At 49.8% G+C, this 20,146-nt stretch carries 19 protein-coding genes and 1 other RNA gene; 7 read left to right on the plus strand and 13 right to left on the minus strand.

The window, feature by feature from the left end:
- From AACS05_RS20625 to AACS05_RS20645, 5 genes are all read left to right on the plus strand, one after another.
- Positions 1 to 396, plus strand: coding sequence for a phage holin family protein (locus tag AACS05_RS20625; protein WP_045447884.1), 396 nt, complete (start codon positions 1 to 3; stop codon positions 394 to 396).
- Positions 396 to 695, plus strand: coding sequence for a YqjK-like family protein (locus AACS05_RS20630; RefSeq protein WP_045447887.1), 300 nt, complete (start codon positions 396 to 398; stop codon positions 693 to 695). The genes AACS05_RS20625 and AACS05_RS20630 overlap by 1 nt, the downstream gene beginning before the upstream one ends.
- Before the next feature lie 216 nt (positions 696 to 911).
- Positions 912 to 1,304: a DoxX family protein gene (locus AACS05_RS20635; protein WP_045447890.1), complete on the plus strand. Its 393-nt coding sequence runs from the start codon at positions 912 to 914 to the stop codon at positions 1,302 to 1,304.
- Between the two features lie 178 nt (positions 1,305 to 1,482).
- Positions 1,483 to 2,469 (plus strand): glutathionyl-hydroquinone reductase YqjG, encoded by a 987-nt coding sequence (gene yqjG / locus AACS05_RS20640; protein WP_045447893.1) that lies wholly within the window; start codon positions 1,483 to 1,485, stop codon positions 2,467 to 2,469.
- A gap of 126 nt (positions 2,470 to 2,595) precedes the next feature.
- A complete protein-coding gene (locus tag AACS05_RS20645; protein WP_045449799.1) occupies positions 2,596 to 2,961 on the plus strand; it encodes a DUF805 domain-containing protein in 366 nt (121 codons plus the stop codon).
- 83 nt (positions 2,962 to 3,044) lie between these two features.
- Here AACS05_RS20645 and yhaJ read toward each other — a convergent pair whose 3' ends face one another.
- Positions 3,045 to 3,941, minus strand: a complete 897-nt coding sequence (yhaJ, locus tag AACS05_RS20650) for a DNA-binding transcriptional regulator YhaJ (RefSeq protein WP_045447896.1) — start codon at positions 3,939 to 3,941, stop codon at positions 3,045 to 3,047.
- A 104-nt stretch (positions 3,942 to 4,045) separates the two neighbouring features.
- Here yhaJ and AACS05_RS20655 point away from each other — a divergent pair, with 104 nt between their 5' ends.
- Together AACS05_RS20655 and AACS05_RS20660 are read left to right on the plus strand one after the other, a co-directional pair.
- The gene (locus AACS05_RS20655) at positions 4,046 to 4,747 is read left to right on the plus strand and encodes a pirin family protein (protein ID WP_045447899.1); all 702 of its coding nucleotides are present in this window, start codon (positions 4,046 to 4,048) and stop codon (positions 4,745 to 4,747) included.
- A gap of 25 nt (positions 4,748 to 4,772) precedes the next feature.
- The gene (locus AACS05_RS20660; protein ID WP_136345234.1) at positions 4,773 to 4,922 is read left to right on the plus strand and encodes a hypothetical protein; all 150 of its coding nucleotides are present in this window, start codon (positions 4,773 to 4,775) and stop codon (positions 4,920 to 4,922) included.
- A 69-nt stretch (positions 4,923 to 4,991) separates the two neighbouring features.
- On the opposite strand, the gene AACS05_RS20665 is transcribed toward AACS05_RS20660, so the two are convergent.
- The 12 genes from AACS05_RS20665 to garR form a co-directional block, all read right to left on the minus strand.
- Positions 4,992 to 6,302, minus strand: a complete 1,311-nt coding sequence (locus tag AACS05_RS20665; protein WP_045447902.1) for an L-cysteine desulfidase family protein — start codon at positions 6,300 to 6,302, stop codon at positions 4,992 to 4,994.
- A gap of 24 nt (positions 6,303 to 6,326) precedes the next feature.
- Entirely contained in the window at positions 6,327 to 7,658 is a 1,332-nt protein-coding gene (locus tag AACS05_RS20670; RefSeq protein ID WP_045447905.1) for an amino acid permease, read from the minus strand.
- Between the two features lie 381 nt (positions 7,659 to 8,039).
- Positions 8,040 to 9,404, minus strand: coding sequence for an L-serine ammonia-lyase (tdcG, locus tag AACS05_RS20675; RefSeq protein WP_045447908.1), 1,365 nt, complete (start codon positions 9,402 to 9,404; stop codon positions 8,040 to 8,042).
- Positions 9,405 to 9,495: 91 nt separating this feature from the next.
- Complete coding sequence (locus AACS05_RS20680; RefSeq protein WP_045447911.1) at positions 9,496 to 9,891, minus strand: enamine/imine deaminase; 396 nt, start codon at positions 9,889 to 9,891, stop codon at positions 9,496 to 9,498.
- A 13-nt stretch (positions 9,892 to 9,904) separates the two neighbouring features.
- A complete protein-coding gene (gene pflB / locus AACS05_RS20685; protein ID WP_045447914.1) occupies positions 9,905 to 12,199 on the minus strand; it encodes a formate C-acetyltransferase in 2,295 nt (764 codons plus the stop codon).
- Positions 12,200 to 12,227: 28 nt separating this feature from the next.
- Positions 12,228 to 13,436, minus strand: coding sequence for a propionate kinase (gene tdcD / locus AACS05_RS20690; RefSeq protein WP_045447917.1), 1,209 nt, complete (start codon positions 13,434 to 13,436; stop codon positions 12,228 to 12,230).
- A gap of 31 nt (positions 13,437 to 13,467) precedes the next feature.
- A complete protein-coding gene (gene tdcC, locus AACS05_RS20695; protein WP_045447919.1) occupies positions 13,468 to 14,799 on the minus strand; it encodes a threonine/serine transporter TdcC in 1,332 nt (443 codons plus the stop codon).
- Between the two features lie 21 nt (positions 14,800 to 14,820).
- A complete protein-coding gene (tdcB, locus tag AACS05_RS20700; protein ID WP_045447921.1) occupies positions 14,821 to 15,810 on the minus strand; it encodes a bifunctional threonine ammonia-lyase/L-serine ammonia-lyase TdcB in 990 nt (329 codons plus the stop codon).
- A gap of 97 nt (positions 15,811 to 15,907) precedes the next feature.
- Positions 15,908 to 16,846 carry a transcriptional regulator TdcA gene (gene tdcA / locus AACS05_RS20705; RefSeq protein ID WP_045447923.1) on the minus strand — a complete coding sequence of 313 codons (939 nt, stop codon included), beginning with the start codon at positions 16,844 to 16,846 and terminating at the stop codon, positions 15,908 to 15,910.
- A gap of 784 nt (positions 16,847 to 17,630) precedes the next feature.
- An RNA gene (gene rnpB, locus AACS05_RS20710) (RNase P RNA component class A) lies at positions 17,631 to 18,007 on the minus strand.
- Between the two features lie 32 nt (positions 18,008 to 18,039).
- The gene (garK, locus tag AACS05_RS20715; RefSeq protein WP_045447926.1) at positions 18,040 to 19,185 is read right to left on the minus strand and encodes a glycerate 2-kinase; all 1,146 of its coding nucleotides are present in this window, start codon (positions 19,183 to 19,185) and stop codon (positions 18,040 to 18,042) included.
- Between the two features lie 65 nt (positions 19,186 to 19,250).
- Entirely contained in the window at positions 19,251 to 20,141 is an 891-nt protein-coding gene (gene garR / locus AACS05_RS20720) for a 2-hydroxy-3-oxopropionate reductase (protein ID WP_045447929.1), read from the minus strand.
- Positions 20,142 to 20,146: the final 5 nt, after the last annotated feature.

Raw genomic sequence — 20,146 nt, forward strand, 5'->3', positions numbered from 1 at the left:
ATGGCGGATTCTCATCACGCACAAGGTCCAGGCAAGAGCGTACTGGGTATCGGACAACGGATCATCACGATCCTCGTTGAAATAGTCGAAACCCGCCTGCGGCTGGCCGTCGTTGAACTGGAAGAGGAAAAAGCCAACCTCTTTCAGCTTCTGCTGATGCTGGGGCTGACCATGCTGTTCGCTGCTTTTGGTCTGATGAGCCTGATGGTACTTATCATCTGGGCCATTGACCCTCAGTACCGCCTCAACGCGATGATTGCCACCACCGTGGTGCTGTTGCTTTTGGCCCTCATTGGCGGCTTATGGACATTACGTAAGGCCCGCAAGTCAACACTGTTACGCCATACCCGCAATGAACTCGCTAACGACAGGCGGGCCCTGGAGGATGATGCATAATGAGCAGTAAAGTCGAGCGTCAAAAACGTAAGGCACTGCTGCTTAGTCAGATCCAGCAGCAACGGCTGGATCTGACAGCCACCCGACGCGACTGGCTCGAGGCAACTGGTGCGTACGATCGCGGCTGGAATACACTACTGAACCTGCGCTCCTGGGTGTTGGTCGGCAGCAGCATCATGGCGATTCGCACGATCCGTAATCCTAACCTGCTCGTACGCTGGGCCAAACGTGGTTTTAGCGTCTGGAGCGCATGGCGGCTGGTGAAGGCAACAATCAGACAGCAGCAGCTGCGCGGTTAATCTCCTCACTCCCATGCCTGATGGCGCATCGCTTTCAGGCAGCACATTTCTCGCTTCTCATCACTCAAATTTTTTGAAAATTACTGACAGTTTTCCTTGCTAACAATTGTCATTATCCACGTTTATTATTCTCTCCATCGACAGCAATGACGCGCTATACAGCGTTGATGCACAAAAAACAAAATATACCGCCTGAGTGGTTTCCTGGAGAGTACGATGAAAAAATTAGAAGATGTTGGTGTACTGGTAGCGCGCATTCTGATGCCAATCCTGTTTATTTCTGCAGGTTGGGGAAAAATCACCGGATATGCGGGTACCCAACAGTACATGGAAGCCATGGGCGTCCCTGGTTTTATGTTGCCACTGGTAATCCTGCTTGAGTTCGGCGGCGGTCTGGCCATTCTGTTTGGCTTCCTGACTCGTACTACCGCGCTGTTCACTGCAGGCTTCACATTGCTGACCGCGTTCATCTTCCATAGCAACTTTGCGGAAGGCATGAACTCGCTGATGTTCATGAAAAACCTGACCATTGCAGGCGGTTTCCTGCTGCTGGCTATCACCGGTCCGGGCGCATTCAGCATCGACCGCTTACTGAATAAAAAGTGGTAAGCAAGCTATAAATTGCCGGTGTGTTGGCTACACTCAGAAACCCCAATCACATAGTTATTAATGTTCCTGGGGATTTCTTCCCTTGCCGCCTTCCTGCAACTCGAATTATTTAGGGTATATACTCAAAGAAAAAAGACGAGGGGATTAGCTCCTCGTTTTGCTATCCGGGAGAGAGATAATGGGACAACTGATTGATGGCGTCTGGCATGACACCTGGTATGACACCAAATCTACCGGAGGAAAATTTCAACGTTCTGCATCGGCCTTCCGTAACTGGCTCACCGCTGATGGCTCGCCGGGTCCAACTGGCGAAGGTGGGTTTGCCGCCGAAAAAGACAGATATCACCTGTACGTTTCTCTTGCCTGCCCGTGGGCGCACCGCACGCTAATTCTACGCAAGCTCAAAGGGCTGGAGCCGTTTATTTCCGTTTCTGTTGTAAATCCGCTGATGCTGGAAAACGGCTGGACGTTTGATGACGATTTCCCGGCAGCGACAGGCGATACGCTTTACCAGCACGAGTTTCTCTATCAGCTGTATTTACACGCCGATCCGCATTACAGCGGCAGGGTTACCGTTCCGGTACTGTGGGATAAAAAAAATCACACCATTGTCAGTAATGAATCGGCAGAAATTATCCGTATGTTTAACACCGCCTTTGATGCGCTGGGCGCAAAAGCCGGTGATTACTACCCACCAGCCCTGCAAAGTAAAATTGACGAGCTGAATAGCTGGATCTATGACAGCGTTAATAACGGTGTCTATAAAGCCGGTTTTGCCACCAGCCAGCAGGCGTATGACGACGCAGTGGAAAAAGTGTTTGAATCCCTGGCACGGCTGGAGCAAATTCTCGGTCAGCATCGCTACCTGATCGGTGACCAGTTAACAGAAGCTGATATTCGCCTGTGGACCACGCTGGTGCGCTTTGATCCGGTCTATGTCACCCACTTTAAGTGCGACAAACACCGTATTAGTGACTATCTGAATCTTTACGGTTTCCTGCGCGATATCTACCAGATGCCGGGCATTGCGGACACCGTTAACTTTGACCATATCCGTAATCACTATTTCCGTAGCCACAAAACCATCAACCCGACCGGTATTATTTCCATTGGGCCATGGCAGGACCTCAACGAGCCACACGGACGTGATAGCCGTTTCGCATAATTTACACAGGCACCCTTCAGGGTGCCTTATTAATTAACATCGTAAATATTTACCCACGAACCAATCACAGCTATTCTTATTTTGATTGCTTTAAAAACAAGTAATTGAATGCAGAACGAGGCAAAAATGGATTGGTATTTAAACGTATTAAAGAACTACTTTGGCTTTAGCGGCCGTGCACGCCGCAAAGAGTACTGGATGTTTGTTCTGGTCAACATCATCTTTACGTTCGTACTGGGCATTCTGGACAGAATGTTTGGTTGGCAACGCGCCGGGGGAGAAGGCATATTAACGACAATTTATGGGGTTCTGGTATTTATACCGTGGTGGGCAGTGCAGTTCCGCCGTCTGCATGATACCGATCGCTCAGCATGGTGGCTGTTAGTGCTGCTGATCCCTATCATTGGCTGGTTGATAATCGTCATTTTCAACTGTCAAAACGGTACGCCGGGTAGTAACCGCTTCGGGTCGGACCCAAAAAACCAGTCCTGACGCGGTATATGTGGATGCCTGATAGCGTAACGCTTATCAGGCCTACAAATGGCTATATTTGCAGGCCTGTAACGGTGCTTGCGCTACTTTCCGGCAAACAGCTTCGGAATTTCCCGTAAACACCAGGATTTCGCCTCACCCATACTGTCCCGTCGCCACGCCATGATGATATCAATTTCATTCGTGGATTCCGGGCTAACAACCCGCAGTCTGCCTGCCGCGATATCCTCTTCCACCAGCGGATACGGCATGGTCGCCACCCCCAGCCCGGCCAACAACGCCTGGCGCTTATCTTCTATCGAACTCACCGTCAGGCGGGGTTGTTTATCCAGAAGCTGAACGGTTAACACCGGGCGCTCTCGGGCGGTATCTGCGACCGCAATACCACGGTATTTCACACGAGTGACCTCTGACAACGGCTCTGGCTCCTGATGGATAGGATGATCCGGTGCAGCTACATAGACGTTCATCAGCGAGTACAGTTTGCGGGAATTAATTTCTGACGATGAGCGAAAATGCATATCCGGGGCAATCACAATATCTGCTCGCCCTTGTTCCAGACGCTCCCATGCCCCTGCCAATACTTCGGTAATAACGGAAAGCTGAGTATTCGCCTTCACAGCGAGCCGGTCGATGAGTGGGAAAAATGCGGCCGTTGGCACCAGCGCTTCGGTGACAATCGTCAGATGCGTTTCCCAGCCGCGAGCCAGCGCTTCAGCATCGGTGGTGAGCTTATCTGCCGCTTCCAGCAGCACGCGCCCACGCTCAAGCAACATCCGCCCCACATTGGTGAATTTTGTACGATGACCTGAACGGTCAAACAATACGACGTCCAGCTCTTCTTCCAGTTTTTGCATCGTGTAGCTGAGTGCGGAAGGTACACGCCCCAGTTCGTCTGCCGCAGCGGCAAAGCTGCCACGTCTGTCAATTGCATCCATAACGCGTAGCGCTTCAAGCGTTAAAGCCCTTTCTTTGGCCATTTCGTTCTCATTCAGGAAATTTGAACATACCGGGCAGAATATCTGGCTAACAATGCAGCGTCTAGCCATTTAACATAAAAGGAAGTAAAGAGAGGTCAAGAACTATGATTACTACCCGAACAGCCAAACAGTGCGGACAAGCAGACTACGGCTGGCTGCAGGCCCGTTATACCTTCTCCTTTGGACACTATTTTGATCCTAAACTGCTGGGTTATGCCTCACTGCGTGTTCTGAACCAGGAAGTTCTGGCACCGGGAGCCTCTTTCCAGCCACGTACCTATCCGAAAGTTGATATCGTAAACCTGATCCTCGAAGGGGAAGCTGAATATCGCGACAGCGAAGGCAACCATATTCAGGCTAAAGCCGGTGAAGTCTTACTGCTCGCCACGCAGCCAGGAATAAGCTACAGCGAGCACAATCTCAGCAAAGATAAGCCATTAACCAGAATGCAGCTGTGGCTGGATGCCTGCCCACAGCGGGAAAATGCTTGTGTACAGAAAACTACGCTGAGCGCAGGTAAACATCAGTTAATTGCATCCCCGGACGGTGAGCAAGGCAGCCTGCATCTTCGCCAGCAGGTATGGGTACACCATGTTGAACTGCAAAAAGGTGAATCACTAAGTTTTCAGTTACATGGACCACGGGCCTATTTGCAGTCAATCCACGGTACTTTCCATGCGTTAACGTCTGGAGCGGAGAAAGAAGCACTGACCTGTGGCGATGGCGCATTTATTCGTGACGAAGCTAACATAACGTTGGTTGCCGATACGCCATTACGCGCTTTGCTGATAGATTTGCCCGTATAGTCAGGGAAAACAAGGGAGTGCGGCTATGAGCAAAAAATCGTCAAAAAAACGGCAAACGAAAGTAGAGCCCAAACCACAGGAAACGGTCACTTTCGGCTACGAAGAAATGCTGACTGAACTGGAAGCGATTGTTGCCGATGCCGAGATCCGGCTGGAAGAGGAAGATGCCGCCTGATAAGGCGGCATCTGATACAGGATCACCTTGCCGGATACCGACGCTAGGGCACCTTATCCGGCCGGGTAGTTAATGCGCTTTACTGGCCATAATCTCTATGATCTGCTTGTCGGTTTCCTGCATCGAACGACATGCCAGCGCACACAGATTCGAAATAGATTGCTCCACGTTATGCGCCACAATCCCTTCGTTACCGGTCACGGCTGTATCATCCAGGGCCATGAGTACCGCCTTCCACGCCGCAGACGCACTGGTAGAGACCTTCATCGCGCAGCTGTTTGAAGCGCCATCGCAAATCATCCCGCTTACATCGCCAATCATGCTACTGATAGCCATCGCGATAGTGTTGTAACGACCGTCTACCAGCCATGCCATACCTGCCGCCGCGCCCATCGCCGCAGTGGTCGCCGCGCACAAAGCCGACAAGCGTGGAAGCTGATGATGAATGTAAATCGCGCTCAGGTGTGACAGCATCAACGCCCGCGCCAGTTTTTCATCATCGGCACCAAAGTGTTCAGCAACCACCATTACCGGTACCGTGGCGGTAATGCCCTGATTACCGGATCCTGAATTGCTCATCGCAGGCAGTGTCGCCCCCCCCATACGCGCATCCGATGCCGCACTGGTACGGATCAGAATGGCGGTTGAAAGGTCGTTTGCCAGCAAACCACGAGCACACTGCTTCTCAAGTGTGGCACCGATATGCAATCCCCAGGTTCCGCGTAATCCTTCCTGGGACAGTGCACCGTTCAATTTTGCCGCATCCAGAATAAAGCGAATCGACTCAAACGGTACCGCATTCACAAACGCTAAAATCTCTTCCAGCGAAGTATGGGATAACACTGCCAGCGGTGATATCTGCTCGTCGTCCTGCGCCAACTCTTCTTTGGTAAACACCACGCCGTTGTTAGTCTCAATGTGCACAATGTTAGTGTGACCGCCTACAATGGTGACGCACGCCCACCCTTCACTGCTATAAACCTTAGCGCGCGAAAAGAGAATATCCTCGCAAGGTTGCTGCAGCATCACCGCAACCTTCCCGGCCTCCAGCATGGCTTTTGCATCCGTAATGGCTTCAGCGGATGCATCTTTCAGCACTTCTAAACCTGCGCGAGCATTTCCCCCCAGCGCACCCAGTGCAGCCGCGACGGGCAGACCTACCATTCCGGTACCCGGCACGGTGACGCCCATACCGTTTTTCATCAGGTTCGGTGATACCCAGGCATCAATGCGTTCAACCGCGCCGCTCAGTTCAGAGGATGCCACCGCTGCGGCCAGAGCCAGAGAGATAGGTTCGGTGCAACCCAGTGCAGGTTTAACCTCTTCCTGCACCGCGCGGATAAAACTATCCCATATTGGATTCAATGTAGTCTCAAACATAACAACGACCTTTGCTCAGATAACTCAAGAAAATGCCAGGAACGGAGAAACGCACAACAGCAGACCTGTGATAATAATCAGATACAGAGATGCGCCTTTATATTTGTGTAGTGCAGGAACCTTGTAGACCAGCCAGGCCGGAATCAAACAACCCACCATGCCGAAGATTGGGCTACAAATAGAAGTGAAGCTCAGTACCGGCGCATTGAGCACAATCGCACTCCAGGCCAGTAAGATGGCGAATACCATGATGCCGCGCTGAACGAGTGTTTCATTGATCTTTTCGGCCGGCATTTTGCGGCGCAGTACGTTCATCACGATCCCCTGGGTCGCTTCACGGAAGCCTAAGTAAACCCCAAAGAAAGCGGTCATAACGGCGAAGATATTCAGAATTACGCTGACGATTTTCACCCAACCAGCGCCATCCCCGCTGATAAACTGCGCGGCAATCGCCAGAGCGGAAATATTCTGCTCATACGCTTTAACTGCTTCGTCGTGACCCATTGCTAAAGTGAAAGAAACTGCGTAGAAAAAGACGGTGACAAACAAAATACCGAACGCGATATTCATAGCGCGAAGGGCTTTATGACGTGCGACCTCAATGGATTTTTCACGAGAACGGTACGAAATAACCATCGGGCTTAAGGTTTGAATAAACAGAATTGAGGTCAAGGTGAATGGCAGTGTGATAATCGCGTTTTTAATCAACAGCGCCATCGGCGGCAGCGCGCCAATGTTGTGAAGATGCCACATCCCGACCATCGAAACGCCCAACGCCGCCACCACCAGCAGTTTGGTTAACACCATACCGGTGGAGATTTTAAACAACATTTTTTCGCCGCGTGACGAGATGGCAACAAGAATGCAAATCAGCACCAGACCATAGAACGGGCTGTCAGACAGCAGACCTTCTGTAACGCCAAACGTGTGCAGATATGAGGCGCTATCGTTAGTAATGGCGGTGGAATAAACGAACATCCAGATAACCAGCATCACAAAATACAGAGCACCTAACAGGATGCCCCAGTTTTTGCCTAAATAGCCGCTAATGACGCTCGGGTAATCTTTACACTCAGGAGACTCAGCCAGCGTATTGATAAACAAACGCTGGAACAAATACATGGCGGGGTAGCCGATAACAGAGGATAACAGGAAAACCCATAACCCCATCAGGCCCACCTGAACGGGAAGAAAAACAATCCCCGCACCAATCGCCATTCCAATACTCATAATGACCCAGCCAGTATCCGTACTGTCGAACTTAATGGCTTCCCGCCATTCGCTTTCGGTCATGCCAGCCCGACGCGCCGGAGCGGGTGCATCGAGTATTACGCTGTCATTCGTTGCCGTTTCCATAATTCCTCGCTCAATGTGTAGGTAGAGGTTTTTTATTTTTGTCGTACTTCCTCAAGGCGATACGCAATACATAAGGTGCAGGCGAGCTATTAGAATGAAGAAATCATACGCGCAGGGTCAGAGAAAAACTTCACAAACAAGCCCCTGTAATTTCTAAAAGTTAAGAAATATTTTCTCTTTTATAGAAGAATTAAGAATTTAGCTTCTATTTTTGAAGCAGATCACAACAAAAAAGGTGCACCTAAGTGCACCTTTTTTATCATGCCATTTTGATTAATTCACCGTCGGATGGCGGCGCTTGCGCCTTATCTGATCGACAAAAGTCACAAGCGCGCGTAAACCGCAGGCCTGATGAACGTAGCATCAGGCACAGCTATCACCTCAGGTACAAACCACTTTGATCGCCAGACCGCCACGAGAAGTTTCACGGTATTTATCGTTCATGTCTTTACCGGTTTCGTACATCGTCTCGATAACTTTATCGAGTGATACACGTGGCTCAGACGTGCGACGCAGCGCCATACGCGCGGCGTTTACGGCTTTTACAGCGTTGATCGCGTTACGTTCAATACATGGAATTTGTACCTGCCCCGCCACCGGATCACAGGTGAGCCCGAGGTTATGTTCCATCGCGATTTCAGCGGCAATACAGACCTGTGATGGGCTGCCGCCAAGCAATTCAGTCAGCCCGGCTGCTGCCATTGAACACGCCACACCAATCTCTCCCTGGCAGCCCACTTCAGCACCAGAAATAGACGCATTCATCTTATAAAGCGCACCTATCGCCCCTGCGGCCAGTAAATAACGAGCAATTGAATTCGCATTCACCGGGCGACGGAACTTGTCGTAATAGGCCAGCACCGCGGGGATAATCCCACATGCGCCGTTCGTCGGTGCGGTAACGACCCGACACCCGGCCGCATTTTCTTCGCTCACCGCCAGAGCGAACATGTTGATCCAGTCGATGACGTTCATCGGATCGCTGGACAGGTTATCGCTGGAAACCAGCAAACGGCGTAACGCCACAGCGCGACGTGGAACGTTAAGAGGACCAGGCAGGACGCCTTCAGTGTTCATGCCACGCTCTATACCGGCATGCATGACGTCCCAGATTTGAGCGAAGCCCGCATCAATCTCTTCTTTACTGCGCATCGCCAGTTCGTTTTGCATCATCAGGCCGGAAACAGAAAGCCCGTTTCTCTCGCACAGCTTCAGCAATTCGCTGGCGGAATGGAAGTTGTACGGCACATGCGCCTCGGTATCGTGCGCCAGGCCAAAATGTTCCTCTTCAACAATAAAACCACCGCCAACGGAGTAATAGGTTTTACTTAACAACTTCTCTTCGCCATTCCATGCAATGATCCGCATTCCATTTTCATGACGTGGTAGCGTTTCTGTATGGAAAAGAATGTTGCTCTCTGGAGGGAAATCGACCACATGTGTACCCCCGGCAACCGGCAAACGTCCGGAGCGGGTCACTTCCTGAATAAAACCAGCAATTGCGTCAATATTCACGCTCTGCGGGCTGTTACCTGCCAGCCCCATCATGATGGCGACATCGGTCGCATGGCCTTTTCCGGTCAGGGAAAGCGAACCATAAAGATCGACGACAATGCGCGTGGTCTGAGGTAATTCTCCGGTACTGACCAGTTGGTCGATAAAACGTTTACCTGCATTCATTGGTCCCACGGTATGGGAGCTGGAAGGTCCAATGCCAATCTTAAAAATATCGAATGCGCTAATCATATCCACACCCTCGGATTGCCGTTCAGTGAAGACCAGGTTTCACACTCATTACAGGATTGGGGCGATCCTGACGATCGCCCCGCGGGGGGGATTACAACGTGTCGCCACGTACGGCGATGGCTTCAATCTCCAGCTTCACATCCTTCGGCAAGCGAGCAACCTGCACGCAACTGCGCGTTGGGTAAATTGCTTTATGCTCATCAAAGAACTGCTGATACACCTGGTTAATCGTGGCGAAGTCATTCAGATCAGCAACAAATACGGTGGTCTTCACGATATCGCCCACTTTCAAACCCGCAGACTCCACGATCGCTTTAACGTTTTCCAGGCTCTGACGCGCCTGATCGGCCACGTTTTCTGCCACTTCACCCGTTTGTGGACACACCGGGATCTGACCTGAGGTCAGCACCATGCTGCCCAGATCCACACCCTGCACGTAAGGCCCAATGGCCCCTGGCGCACATTCAGTTGCAATAATTTTTCTCATAGCCCCTCCGGCGTTAAAGCGCCTGGGTGAAAGTACGTGAAATAACATCCTGCTGCTGCTCACGGGTAAGCGCATTAAAGCGCACCGCATAGCCAGACACGCGGATCGTCAGGTTCGGATAGTTTTCCGGGTGCTCAATCGCATCCATCAGCATTTCGCGGTTCATGACGTTAACGTTCAGGTGCTGCCCGCCTTCGACATGCGCTTCATGATGGAAGTAACCGTCCAACAGACCGACCAGGTTGGTTTTACGTACGCTATCCTCTTTGCCCAGCGCCGCCGGCACAATGGAGAAGGTGTACGAGATACCATCTTTGGCATAGGTAAATGGCAGTTTGGCAACTGAGGTTAACGACGCAACGGCACCTTTGCGATCGCGACCGTGCATCGGGTTTGCCCCTGGTGCAAACGGAGTACCTGCGCGACGTCCGTCCGGCGTGTTGCCGGTTTTCTGTCCGTACACCACGTTGGAGGTGATGGTCAGAATAGACTGCGTCGGTACCGCGTTACGATAGGTCGGTAACACTTTAATTTTCTTCATAAAGCGTTCAACCAAATCGCAGGCAATACTGTCTACGCGCTCATCATTGTTACCGTACTGCGGATAGTCGCCTTCAATTTCGAAATCGACTGCCAGACCGCTCTCATCACGGATCGGTTTCACTCGCGCATATTTGATAGCCGACAGGGAGTCCGCCGCGACGGAAAGACCCGCCATGCCACATGCCATCGTGCGATAGACATCACGATCGTGCAGCGCCATCAGTGAGGCTTCGTAGCTGTACTTGTCGTGCATATAGTGAATGATGTTCAGCGCACTGATGTACTGCACTGCCAGCCAGTCCATAAAGTGGTCCAGGCTCTCCATCACCGTGTCGTAATCCAGCACATCATCCATCAGCGGAGCCGTTTTCGGACCCACCTGGATTTTCAGCTTCTCATCCACACCGCCGTTGATTGCGTACAGCAGCGTTTTGGCGAGGTTGGCACGTGCACCAAAGAACTGCATTTGCTTGCCGATAACCATCGGGCTGACACAGCAGGCGATGGCATAGTCATCGCTGTCAAAGTCAGCACGCATCAGATCGTCGTTTTCATACTGTAAAGATGAAGTGACGATAGAGACCTGTGCAGCATATTTTTTGAACGCAATCGGCAGAGCTTCAGACCACAGTACCGTCAGGTTCGGCTCAGGTGCTGGCCCCATAGTGTGCAGTGTATGCAGGTAGCGGAAGGAGTTTTTCGTGACCAGCGTACGACCATCCAGCCCCATACCACCAATGACTTCCGTTGCCCAGATAGGATCGCCCGAGAACAGGGTGTCGAATTCCGGTGTACGCAGGAAACGCACCATGCGGATCTTCATAATGAAGTGGTCGATCAGTTCCTGAGCCTGCTGCTCGGTTAAGATCCCGGCTTTGAAGTCGCGCTCAATATAAATATCGAGGAACGATGCGGTACGGCCCAAAGACATTGCGCCGCCGTTCTGAGATTTCACCGCTGCCAGATAAGCAAAGTAGACCCACTGCACAGCTTCCTGAGCATTACGCGCCGGACGGGAAATATCGCAACCGTATTTCGCCGCCATTTCCTGCATTTGCAGCAGTGCACGACGATGTTCAGACAGCTCTTCACGCAGGCGAATCGTAGCTTCCAGATTCTGCCCCCACTCCAGATTCGACTGGAGATCGGCAAATTGCAATTCACGTTCACGCACCAGATAGCGGATCCCGTACAGTGCGACGCGACGATAGTCACCGATGATGCGGCCACGACCATAACCGTCCGGCAGACCGGTTAATACACCAGACTTACGGCAGCGCAGCATATCCGGGGAGTAAGCGTCGAATACACCCTGGTTATGGGTTTTTCGCAGCTCAGTAAACTGGTATTCAAAATCCGCGTCCATCTCACGACCATAGGCATCAAAAGAGCTTTTGATCATGTTAATGCCGCCAAACGGATGCAGGGCACGCTTGAGCGGCTTATCCGTTTGCAGACCAACGATCTTTTCCAGTTCTTGTTCGATATAACCCGCATCGTGTGCGGTAATCGTTGTTGCAATGTTGGTATCGAAATCAACCGGCGCATGCGTCGAGTTTTCAATACGGATGCCCGCCATCACTTTTTCCCACAATGCTGTGGTCGCTGGCGTCGCTTCGGCGAGGAAAGATTCATCCCCTTCATAAGGCGTATAGTTATGCTGAATAAAATCACGGACATTAATTTCTTCTTTCCAGTCCGTACCTTTAAAGCCAAGCCATGCTTCGGCATACAGCATATCGCTGGTATCGATATTTACCTTCATGAAAAATAATCTCTCTACTGAAAATTAATTATGCAAATTCCACTGGTGCGTTAACTTTGCCTAAATTAATGGCATCGAGTGCAATCATTTTCTCTTCATTCGTTGGAATAACAGCGCAAATAGCTCGGGCATCTTTACCTGAAATAATTCGCTCACCGTGGGAATTAGGCAGGCTATTCATATCGCTGTCGATATTCACTCCGAATACGGCCAGATGTTCAATTACCATACGGCGAATTAAGACCGAGTTTTCACCAATTCCACCGGTGAAAATAATCCCATCAAGACGATGAAGCGATGCGGCATGCCCGGCGATATGACGTGCAATACGATGTACAAACGTCTTAATTGCCAACTGCGCACGCTCGTGTCCTTCGTGCCAGGCTTTCTCCAGCGTACGTAAGTCAGAAGACAAACCGGAAATACCCAGTAAGCCAGACTCTTTATTGACCACGCGCTCAAGGTCGCTCAGTGTCTGGTTGGTTTCACTCGCAATCCATGCCATCGCACCAAAATCCACATCACCGCTGCGCGTCCCCATCATCAGACCTTCCAGCGGCGTCATACCCATTGAGGTATCAACGCTTTGCCCATTCCGGACCGCACAGATGGAAGCGCCATTACCCAGGTGAGCGATCACTAAACCAGAATCATCATTCTGGAGGCCGAGAAGCTCATGTGCGCGCTGAGAAACATAGCGGTGCGAGGTGCCATGAAAACCATAACGACGAACCCCCAACTCCTCAAAGTATTTCCACGGTAAACCGTACAGATAGGCTTCAGGTGCCATCGTCTGGTGGAAGCTGGTATCAAATACAGCAACCTGCTGCACTCCCGGGAAAAGATGTTGCGCGGATTCAATCCCGCTCAGGTTCGCATAATTATGTAACGGTGCTAAAGGTGATACCTGGCGAATATTATCGATAACTTCATCAGTAATTATTGCTGACTGCGTAAAGATACTTCCGCCGTGGGCAATGCGGTGGCCAATTAAGGCCACGCTGTCCATTAAATTACGTTTCTCCAGTTCAACTGCAATTGCTTTTAATGCATCTTCGTAGCTGTGGTGAGCCAGCTTAGCTGGCTCTCCTCCATTAATTGCTATGAACGCATTTTCAGAATTAATACCGTCCGCAATTCCCGCCATTAAAACATCACAGTTAGCTGCATCCAGCACTGAGAATTTTATTGAAGATGAACCGCAGTTAATAACCAGTACTACCGGAAACTCATTCATTTCACTACTCCGCTCATCCTGAGCTTAAGGATTAAAACAGTTTGTAGACAATGTTCAGGATGGTCAGCAAACCAATCACGGTAACAAACACGTTATCCAGACGGCCACGGTATTTTGCCAGTGACGGCGCTTTACGGATGGCGTACATCGGCAGCAGGCAGAGCAGTGAGGCGATAATTGGCGCGCCCATCGCTTCAATCAGGTCCAGGATATTCGGGTTGGCATAAGCCACGACCCAGGTGGAACCCATGATGAAGATCATGCTGATGGTGTTGAGCTTGCCCATTGAAACTTTGGTTTTATCGCCTTTGTAACCAAACTTCAGTACCAGACCGTTCAGACCTTCCAACGTGCCCAGATAGTGGCCGAAGAAAGATTTGAAGATGGCAACCAGTGCGATAATAGAAGCACCGTATTCCAGAATGGTTGCGAAAGTCGATTTCGTACCGGATAGTGAAGCAAAGTGGTTCGCCAGGTAAGAAAGTACCGGAATGTTCTGCGCTTTCGCTTCAGCCATATTAGCCGGAGAGAGGGTAAACAGGCAGCTGAAGGCGAAGAACATCACCACCGCAACCATCAACATACTGGCGCGGGAGATGATTTTTGAACATTTCTGCTCGGTAAATTCACGACCAAAATCTTTCTCATACTCTTCACGTTTAGAAACTACGAAGGAAGAGACAATCGGCGAGAAGTTGAAGGAGAACACCATGATGGAAATACCCAGCCATACAGTGACCAGAATACCGTCATGCCCGGTCAGCGCTATATTACTGAGATCCACCTGATCGATAACCGCTGAGTTCCAGTAAGGGATCAGGGACAGAGAGATAAGCACCAGGCTGGCAATAAATGGCCATACCAGGAAGCTCATCACTTTAACCATCAAATCTTTACCAAAATAGATGACGAATGCCATCAACAGCAGCAGGAACAGTGCCACGAAGCCACGGTTAAGCGCTGGCATCTGCAACTGGTTTTCCCAGAAGGTCATAAAGGTGTTGGTAATGGTGACGCCATAAATCCACAACAGTGGGCAAATCGCAAAGAAGTAGAGGAACGTGATAACCACGCCACCTGTTTTACCAAAGTGCTCTTCAACCGTTTCTGTGATGTTACCGGAAGGATTAGAGCCGGAAAGACACAGGCGTGCCAGTGCACGGTGGCAATAGAACGCGATGGGGTACGCTAACACCAGCATTAACAGAATGGGTATCAGCCCGCCAAAACCTGCGCGGATAGGGAAGAACAGCACCCCGGCGCCGATGGCTGTACCAAATAAACCCAGTGTCCAGGTGGTGTCCGATTTGCGCCAGGACGATTGTTTTGTCTGGCTGGATACAATGCTATCAGTAGTACTCATATCCTATCCTCAACGAAAATATTAAGCGTCAACTAAACCAGTAATTTGGGATACACGAGAAAGATCGATATTACCACCAGAAATAATGCTGACTGTTTTTCTATTCTGGATATAGCTATCTAATTTCCCGCTTAATAATGCTGCACATGCCAGAGCACCGGCACCTTCAGTCACAACTTTATTTCGCTGAATTAATGCCACCATACTGTTGCGAATTTCATCTTCGCTGACGAGGACAATGTCATCTACCAATTCACGAACGATTTCATAAGTCAAATTACCCGGGCGGGAAACGTCACAACCATCCGCCAGGGTGCCGGTCGTTCGATGCGTGGTTATTTCTCCAGCGTGGAAAGATGCCGCCATGCCGTGAACGTTTTCAGACTGTACGCCAATAATTTTAATTGTCGGGTTGATGGATTTAATTGCTACAGCAATACCAGCAATCAGACCACCGCCGCCAATTGGTACAATCACGTTATCGACATCGTACAGATCTTCCAGAATTTCCAGGCCAATGGTGCCCTGACCGGCAATCACTTTCGGATCATCATAAGGAGGAATAAAGATACGGCCTTCAGTCTCTACAATCTCGCTTACCTTCGCGATAGTGTCGTTGAAGTTGTCGCCGTGCAGCACAACTTCTGCTGAGTAATCGCAGGTTGCAGCCACTTTAGACTTCGGCGCACCTTTTGGCATCACTACTTTGCCATCGATACCGAGCATTGCGCAGGAGAGAGACACCCCTTGCGCATGGTTACCTGCGGAGCAAGCCACCACACCTTTCAGTCTTTCCGCCTCTGTTAATGAACTGAGCTTATTAAAAGCACCACGGATTTTAAATGAGCCAGTACGCTGCATATTTTCAAACTTGAGGAAAATTTCCCCTTTGCAACGTTCACTAAAATAGTTAGAGCGAGGCATTCCCGTTTTATAAATTTTCCCCGCCAGTCTTTTTTTCGCTTCGAGGATATCTTCAATTGCAACTGGGAGATCGTATGTAATGTGCATTAGAACCTCTTACCTGGGTATTAAAGTAAATAGATAGCCGTTACCAACGTCTGATATAGACAGATGGCGTTAATTCCGTATTAAACAAATTCAATCATTAATCAATTTCAATTAACTGCTTTCGTCTATGAGAATTGTAAGATGAATATTCTTTGGCTAATTCAACCAAAATTGATGCTGCTTTTTTTATTCGATAATTTTTAGACCAAACGGCGGCATAACGCGCAACCGGTAAGGATTCTTCTACCGGAATAGTAATAAACTGGTTTGAACCAAATGGAGTGGTCATATCGCAGGGAATTACTGTTAAGAAATCAGCATTGAGAACAAGATTATAAATCGTGACGACGGAGTCTGTTTTAACGATGTTTTCACTGCTGATGCCATTTTTTTGTAACGTGGTAAGAAGTTCGCTGTAGTACCCCATATTCGTTTGTGGCAACACCCACTGTTCGTTTTTCAACGCTTTCAGCGTGGTGATGCCGGTGCATGTTCGGGAGTTACTGGCTACCAGAACGAACTCTGACTCAAAGAGCGGCTCCACATGTAGATCGTGTAGTTTCATCTCATCACTCAGTGTACCAATAGCGAAATCCAGTCGCCCGTCACGAACCGCCGGTAAGAATGAGGATAGCTGAGCCTCATACATGGAAACCTGCGCTTTCGGGAACACCTCTTTAAACTTCTTAATCATGCCGGACATGATGGTAAAGGCAATCAGTGAAGGAAAGCCAAACGACACATCAACAACTGCATTGCCCGTCATGCTGTTCATCTCATCCACCATGTTTTTCATTTCACGGGTAATGGATTCAGACCACGAGAGCATCACCTGACCAGCCTGAGTCAACGTAACGCCTGTATTTTTACGAACCACTAACTCAATACCAAAATAAGCCTCAACATCATTAATGATTTTACTGACAGCAGGTTGAGTTAATCCTAATTCTTTTGCAGCTGAGCCGATAGAACCACTTCTAATGACTTCCTGAAAGACCACTAAGTGCTGTGTTTTAGGGAGAGTAATAGTATTCATATCGACCTGCGTTAATTACTTTGTTGACGGCAGGGAGTGTACCAAATTAAGTGAACAAGGATATGTGCGACCACTCACAAATCCCCTTCACTTACATTTTGTAAGATTATTATAAATCTATTAATCACTTATTAATCAATGCAATACAAAAACGCGATCTCACTTTAACCTGATTTTAATCAAAAAAAGATGGGGGGATAACAAAAATTTATGGCAATAACACACCAGGTTTCTTAGATATTTCAAAAGATCGTGAAAGGCTATATTTCAAGCAATTACAGAGTATTTATCGGGCTGAATTACGCTTAAATTTAATGAGTAACTTATCAAATATAATTATATTTATATCATAATTGTGGTTAAATAATGTTATGGGTCACATTTTTTTGCCCCATATGTTTGTAAAGAAACATTGCATTTATTGATATTTAAACTTATTCATACAATCAATTATTATGCGCAACAATATATTAACACGGTTTTTGCGCAGTTTATCAGCAACTAATTTTGTGATAGCGATCGATTGCGTTCGTTTTCTCTATCAAAAATTACCAAAGGTAGCGTTTTGTGTTAGCCATCACAAAATCAGAAATCTCCCTCGATACATCTCTCTCTAATAGAGGAATCCCGATACGGAAATAAGCAGAAATAAAAAATAGATTCGCAAAGAATTAATGTAGTGCGTTTGCAACGCCTGCCCGTAAATCGACCTGCAGGATAATGGCGTAAACGGCTTGTCCATGCTGCAAAAGCAAAAACCCCGCCGAGGCGGGGTTTTCTTAAAAGTTGAAGCTGACCGATAAGCCGGGTTCTGTCGTGGACAGTCATTCATCTAGGCCAGCAATCGCTCACTGGCTCAAGCAGCCTACCCGGGTTCAGTACGGGCCGTACCTTATGAACCCCTATTTGGCCTTGCTCCGGGTGGAGTTTACCGTGCCACGGACTGTTACCAGCCGCGCGGTGCGCTCTTACCGCACCCTTTCACCCTTACCTGATCCCACTTGCGTGGGCCATCGGCGGTTTGCTCTCTGTTGCACTGGTCGTGGGTTTCCCCCCCAGGCGTTACCTGGCACCCTGCCCTATGGAGCCCGGACTTTCCTCCCCTCCGCCCGTCTCCCCCGAAGAGGACGACGACGAAGCGGCGACTGTCTGGTCAGCTTCGGCGCGCAGTATAGAGGGTTTGCGGGCCAATGTCACCCCGCACTACGCATTCCTATCGCCAGCGTAGCAGCGATGTTTCGTGACGCCCGATAAATATTGTCAAATGCTCCGCGAAACGCCTCTTCCAGCGTACCTATGCTGGTCAATACACTAAATACCGCATCGATACCATATTGATGTACGACGCCTACATCCCGCGTCAGGCTGCCCGCAATACCAATTACTGGTTTGTGGTACTTCTTCGCCACACTGGCCACACCAACCGGTACCTTTCCATGAACACTCTGGCTGTCGATACGGCCTTCTCCTGTGACCACCAGAGTACAGTCGTGAATATGTTCTTCCAGATTGAGGGCCTGGGTAACAATCTCAATACCGCTGCGCAGCTCTGCACCTAAAAATGCCGTTAATGCCGCCCCCATCCCCCCCGCAGCCCCTGAACCAGGAACGTTCTTCACATCCACTCGCAGCGATTTTTTAATGATATCGGCATAGTGAGAAAGATTACGGTCCAGCTCAATAATACGTTCCTCGGTTGCCCCTTTTTGAGGGCCAAAAATACGGGAAGCGCCCTTGTCACCGGTCAGAGGGTTAGTCACATCACAGGCAACACGGATAGAACAGTTTTTTAATCGCGGATCCAATCCTGAAATATCAATGCTGTTCAGGCTATTCAGGCAACCGCCGCCGTAGCCAATTTCAGTCCCATTGGCATCGCACAGTTTTGCCCCCAGAGCCTGCGCCATGCCCGCTCCACCGTCATTGGTTGCACTGCCGCCAATGCCAATAATGATGCTTTTCGCGCCGCTTTCCAGCGCTTGCAGAATCAATTCTCCAGTGCCACGCGATGTAGTCACTAATGGATTGCGTTTTTCAGGAGGAACCAGAGCCAGCCCACTGGCTGCCGCCATTTCGATAAAAGCAGTTTTACCATCCCCGGACATGCCCCAGCAGGCATTCACTTTTTCGCCCAGCGGGCCAGTCACCAGGGCTGAATGTTTAGTCCCATGGGTGGCGGCAATCATGGCTTCAACCGTCCCTTCACCACCATCGGCAACGGGAACTGAAACATATTGCGCATCGGGAAAGATTTCCCGAAATCCTTTTTCTATCGCCTGAGCGACCTCAATGGCGGAGAGGCTTTCTTTATAAGAGTCTGGGGCAATTACGATTTTCATAGTTATGTAGCCTGACAGTGCCGCGCAAGGCAAGAATTACAGGGCGCGAGAAGGCGCCCTTCTTGTTAGCGAGTGACTTCCACTTTCGCCAGTTTTTCGTAATAGCATGCAAGAGCACTATGATCAGCAGTGCCCAGCCCATCTGCACGTAGCGCCTGCATCATCTCCATGACTGCAGCAGTTAGCGGCAGTTGGGCGCCCACACCATGGGAGGTGTCCAGTGCATTCGCCAGATCTTTTATATGCAGATCAATACGGAAGCCTGGTTTAAAGTTTCTGTCCATTACCATCGGTGCTTTAGCATCCAGCACGGTACTCCCGGCAAGACCGCCACGGATGGCCTGGTATACCAGATCCGGGTTAACGCCTGCTTTGGTCGCCAGCGTCAGTGCTTCAGACATAGCGGCGATGTTCAGCGCGACAATGACCTGGTTTGCCAGCTTGGTTACGTTACCCGCACCGATGTCACCGGTATGCACCACAGAACCTGCCATCGCTTTCAGCAGATCGTAATATTTATCAAAAATCGCTTTATCACCGCCGACCATCACTGACAGCGTGCCATCAATCGCCTTCGGTTCACCACCGCTGACCGGCGCATCCAGCATATCTACGCCTTTCGCTTTCAGCGCTTCGCTGATTTCACGGCTTGCTAACGGTGCGATGGAGCTCATGTCGATCAGCACAGTCCCCGGCTTAGCACCTTCAATAATGCCGCCTTCACCCAACGCTACCTCTTTCACGTGCGGCGAGTTTGGCAGCATGGTGATGATCACATCGCACTGTTCAGCAATGGCTTTCGCCGTGGTAGCGGTTTCTGCGCCTGCGGCAATGACTTCCGCAATCGCTTCAGGGTTACGGTCAGCAACCACCAACGAGTAACCTGCCTTGAGGAGGTTTTTACTCATTGGTTTACCCATAATACCGAGGCCAATAAAACCAACTTTCATTGTCATATATT

It is taken from the genome of Citrobacter sp. S-77, assembly GCF_963864895.1.
In the GTDB taxonomy this organism is placed as follows: Bacteria; Pseudomonadota; Gammaproteobacteria; order Enterobacterales; family Enterobacteriaceae; genus Citrobacter; species Citrobacter murliniae.

Excerpts from the sequence above, each read along its gene's own strand:
- AACS05_RS20670 (WP_045447905.1), bottom strand. The coding sequence starts at position 7,658 with ATGGAAACGGCAACGAATGACAGCGTAATACTCGATGCACCCGCTCCG.
- tdcD (WP_045447917.1), bottom strand. The coding sequence starts at position 13,436 with ATGAATGAGTTTCCGGTAGTACTGGTTATTAACTGCGGTTCATCTTCA.
- AACS05_RS20680 (WP_045447911.1), bottom strand. The coding sequence starts at position 9,891 with ATGAGAAAAATTATTGCAACTGAATGTGCGCCAGGGGCCATTGGGCCT.
- garK (WP_045447926.1), bottom strand. The coding sequence starts at position 19,185 with ATGAAAATCGTAATTGCCCCAGACTCTTATAAAGAAAGCCTCTCCGCC.
- tdcB (WP_045447921.1), bottom strand. The coding sequence starts at position 15,810 with ATGCACATTACATACGATCTCCCAGTTGCAATTGAAGATATCCTCGAA.
- garR (WP_045447929.1), bottom strand. The coding sequence starts at position 20,141 with ATGACAATGAAAGTTGGTTTTATTGGCCTCGGTATTATGGGTAAACCA.
- yqjG (WP_045447893.1), top strand. The coding sequence starts at position 1,483 with ATGGGACAACTGATTGATGGCGTCTGGCATGACACCTGGTATGACACC.
- AACS05_RS20630 (WP_045447887.1), top strand. The coding sequence starts at position 396 with ATGAGCAGTAAAGTCGAGCGTCAAAAACGTAAGGCACTGCTGCTTAGT.
- yhaJ (WP_045447896.1), bottom strand. The coding sequence starts at position 3,941 with ATGGCCAAAGAAAGGGCTTTAACGCTTGAAGCGCTACGCGTTATGGAT.
- tdcG (WP_045447908.1), bottom strand. The coding sequence starts at position 9,404 with ATGATTAGCGCATTCGATATTTTTAAGATTGGCATTGGACCTTCCAGC.
- AACS05_RS20665 (WP_045447902.1), bottom strand. The coding sequence starts at position 6,302 with ATGTTTGAGACTACATTGAATCCAATATGGGATAGTTTTATCCGCGCG.
- AACS05_RS20655 (WP_045447899.1), top strand. The coding sequence starts at position 4,046 with ATGATTACTACCCGAACAGCCAAACAGTGCGGACAAGCAGACTACGGC.
- pflB (WP_045447914.1), bottom strand. The coding sequence starts at position 12,199 with ATGAAGGTAAATATCGATACCAGCGATATGCTGTATGCCGAAGCATGG.
- AACS05_RS20625 (WP_045447884.1), top strand. The coding sequence starts at position 1 with ATGGCGGATTCTCATCACGCACAAGGTCCAGGCAAGAGCGTACTGGGT.
- AACS05_RS20645 (WP_045449799.1), top strand. The coding sequence starts at position 2,596 with ATGGATTGGTATTTAAACGTATTAAAGAACTACTTTGGCTTTAGCGGC.
- tdcA (WP_045447923.1), bottom strand. The coding sequence starts at position 16,846 with ATGAATACTATTACTCTCCCTAAAACACAGCACTTAGTGGTCTTTCAG.
- AACS05_RS20660 (WP_136345234.1), top strand. The coding sequence starts at position 4,773 with ATGAGCAAAAAATCGTCAAAAAAACGGCAAACGAAAGTAGAGCCCAAA.
- tdcC (WP_045447919.1), bottom strand. The coding sequence starts at position 14,799 with ATGAGTACTACTGATAGCATTGTATCCAGCCAGACAAAACAATCGTCC.
- AACS05_RS20635 (WP_045447890.1), top strand. The coding sequence starts at position 912 with ATGAAAAAATTAGAAGATGTTGGTGTACTGGTAGCGCGCATTCTGATG.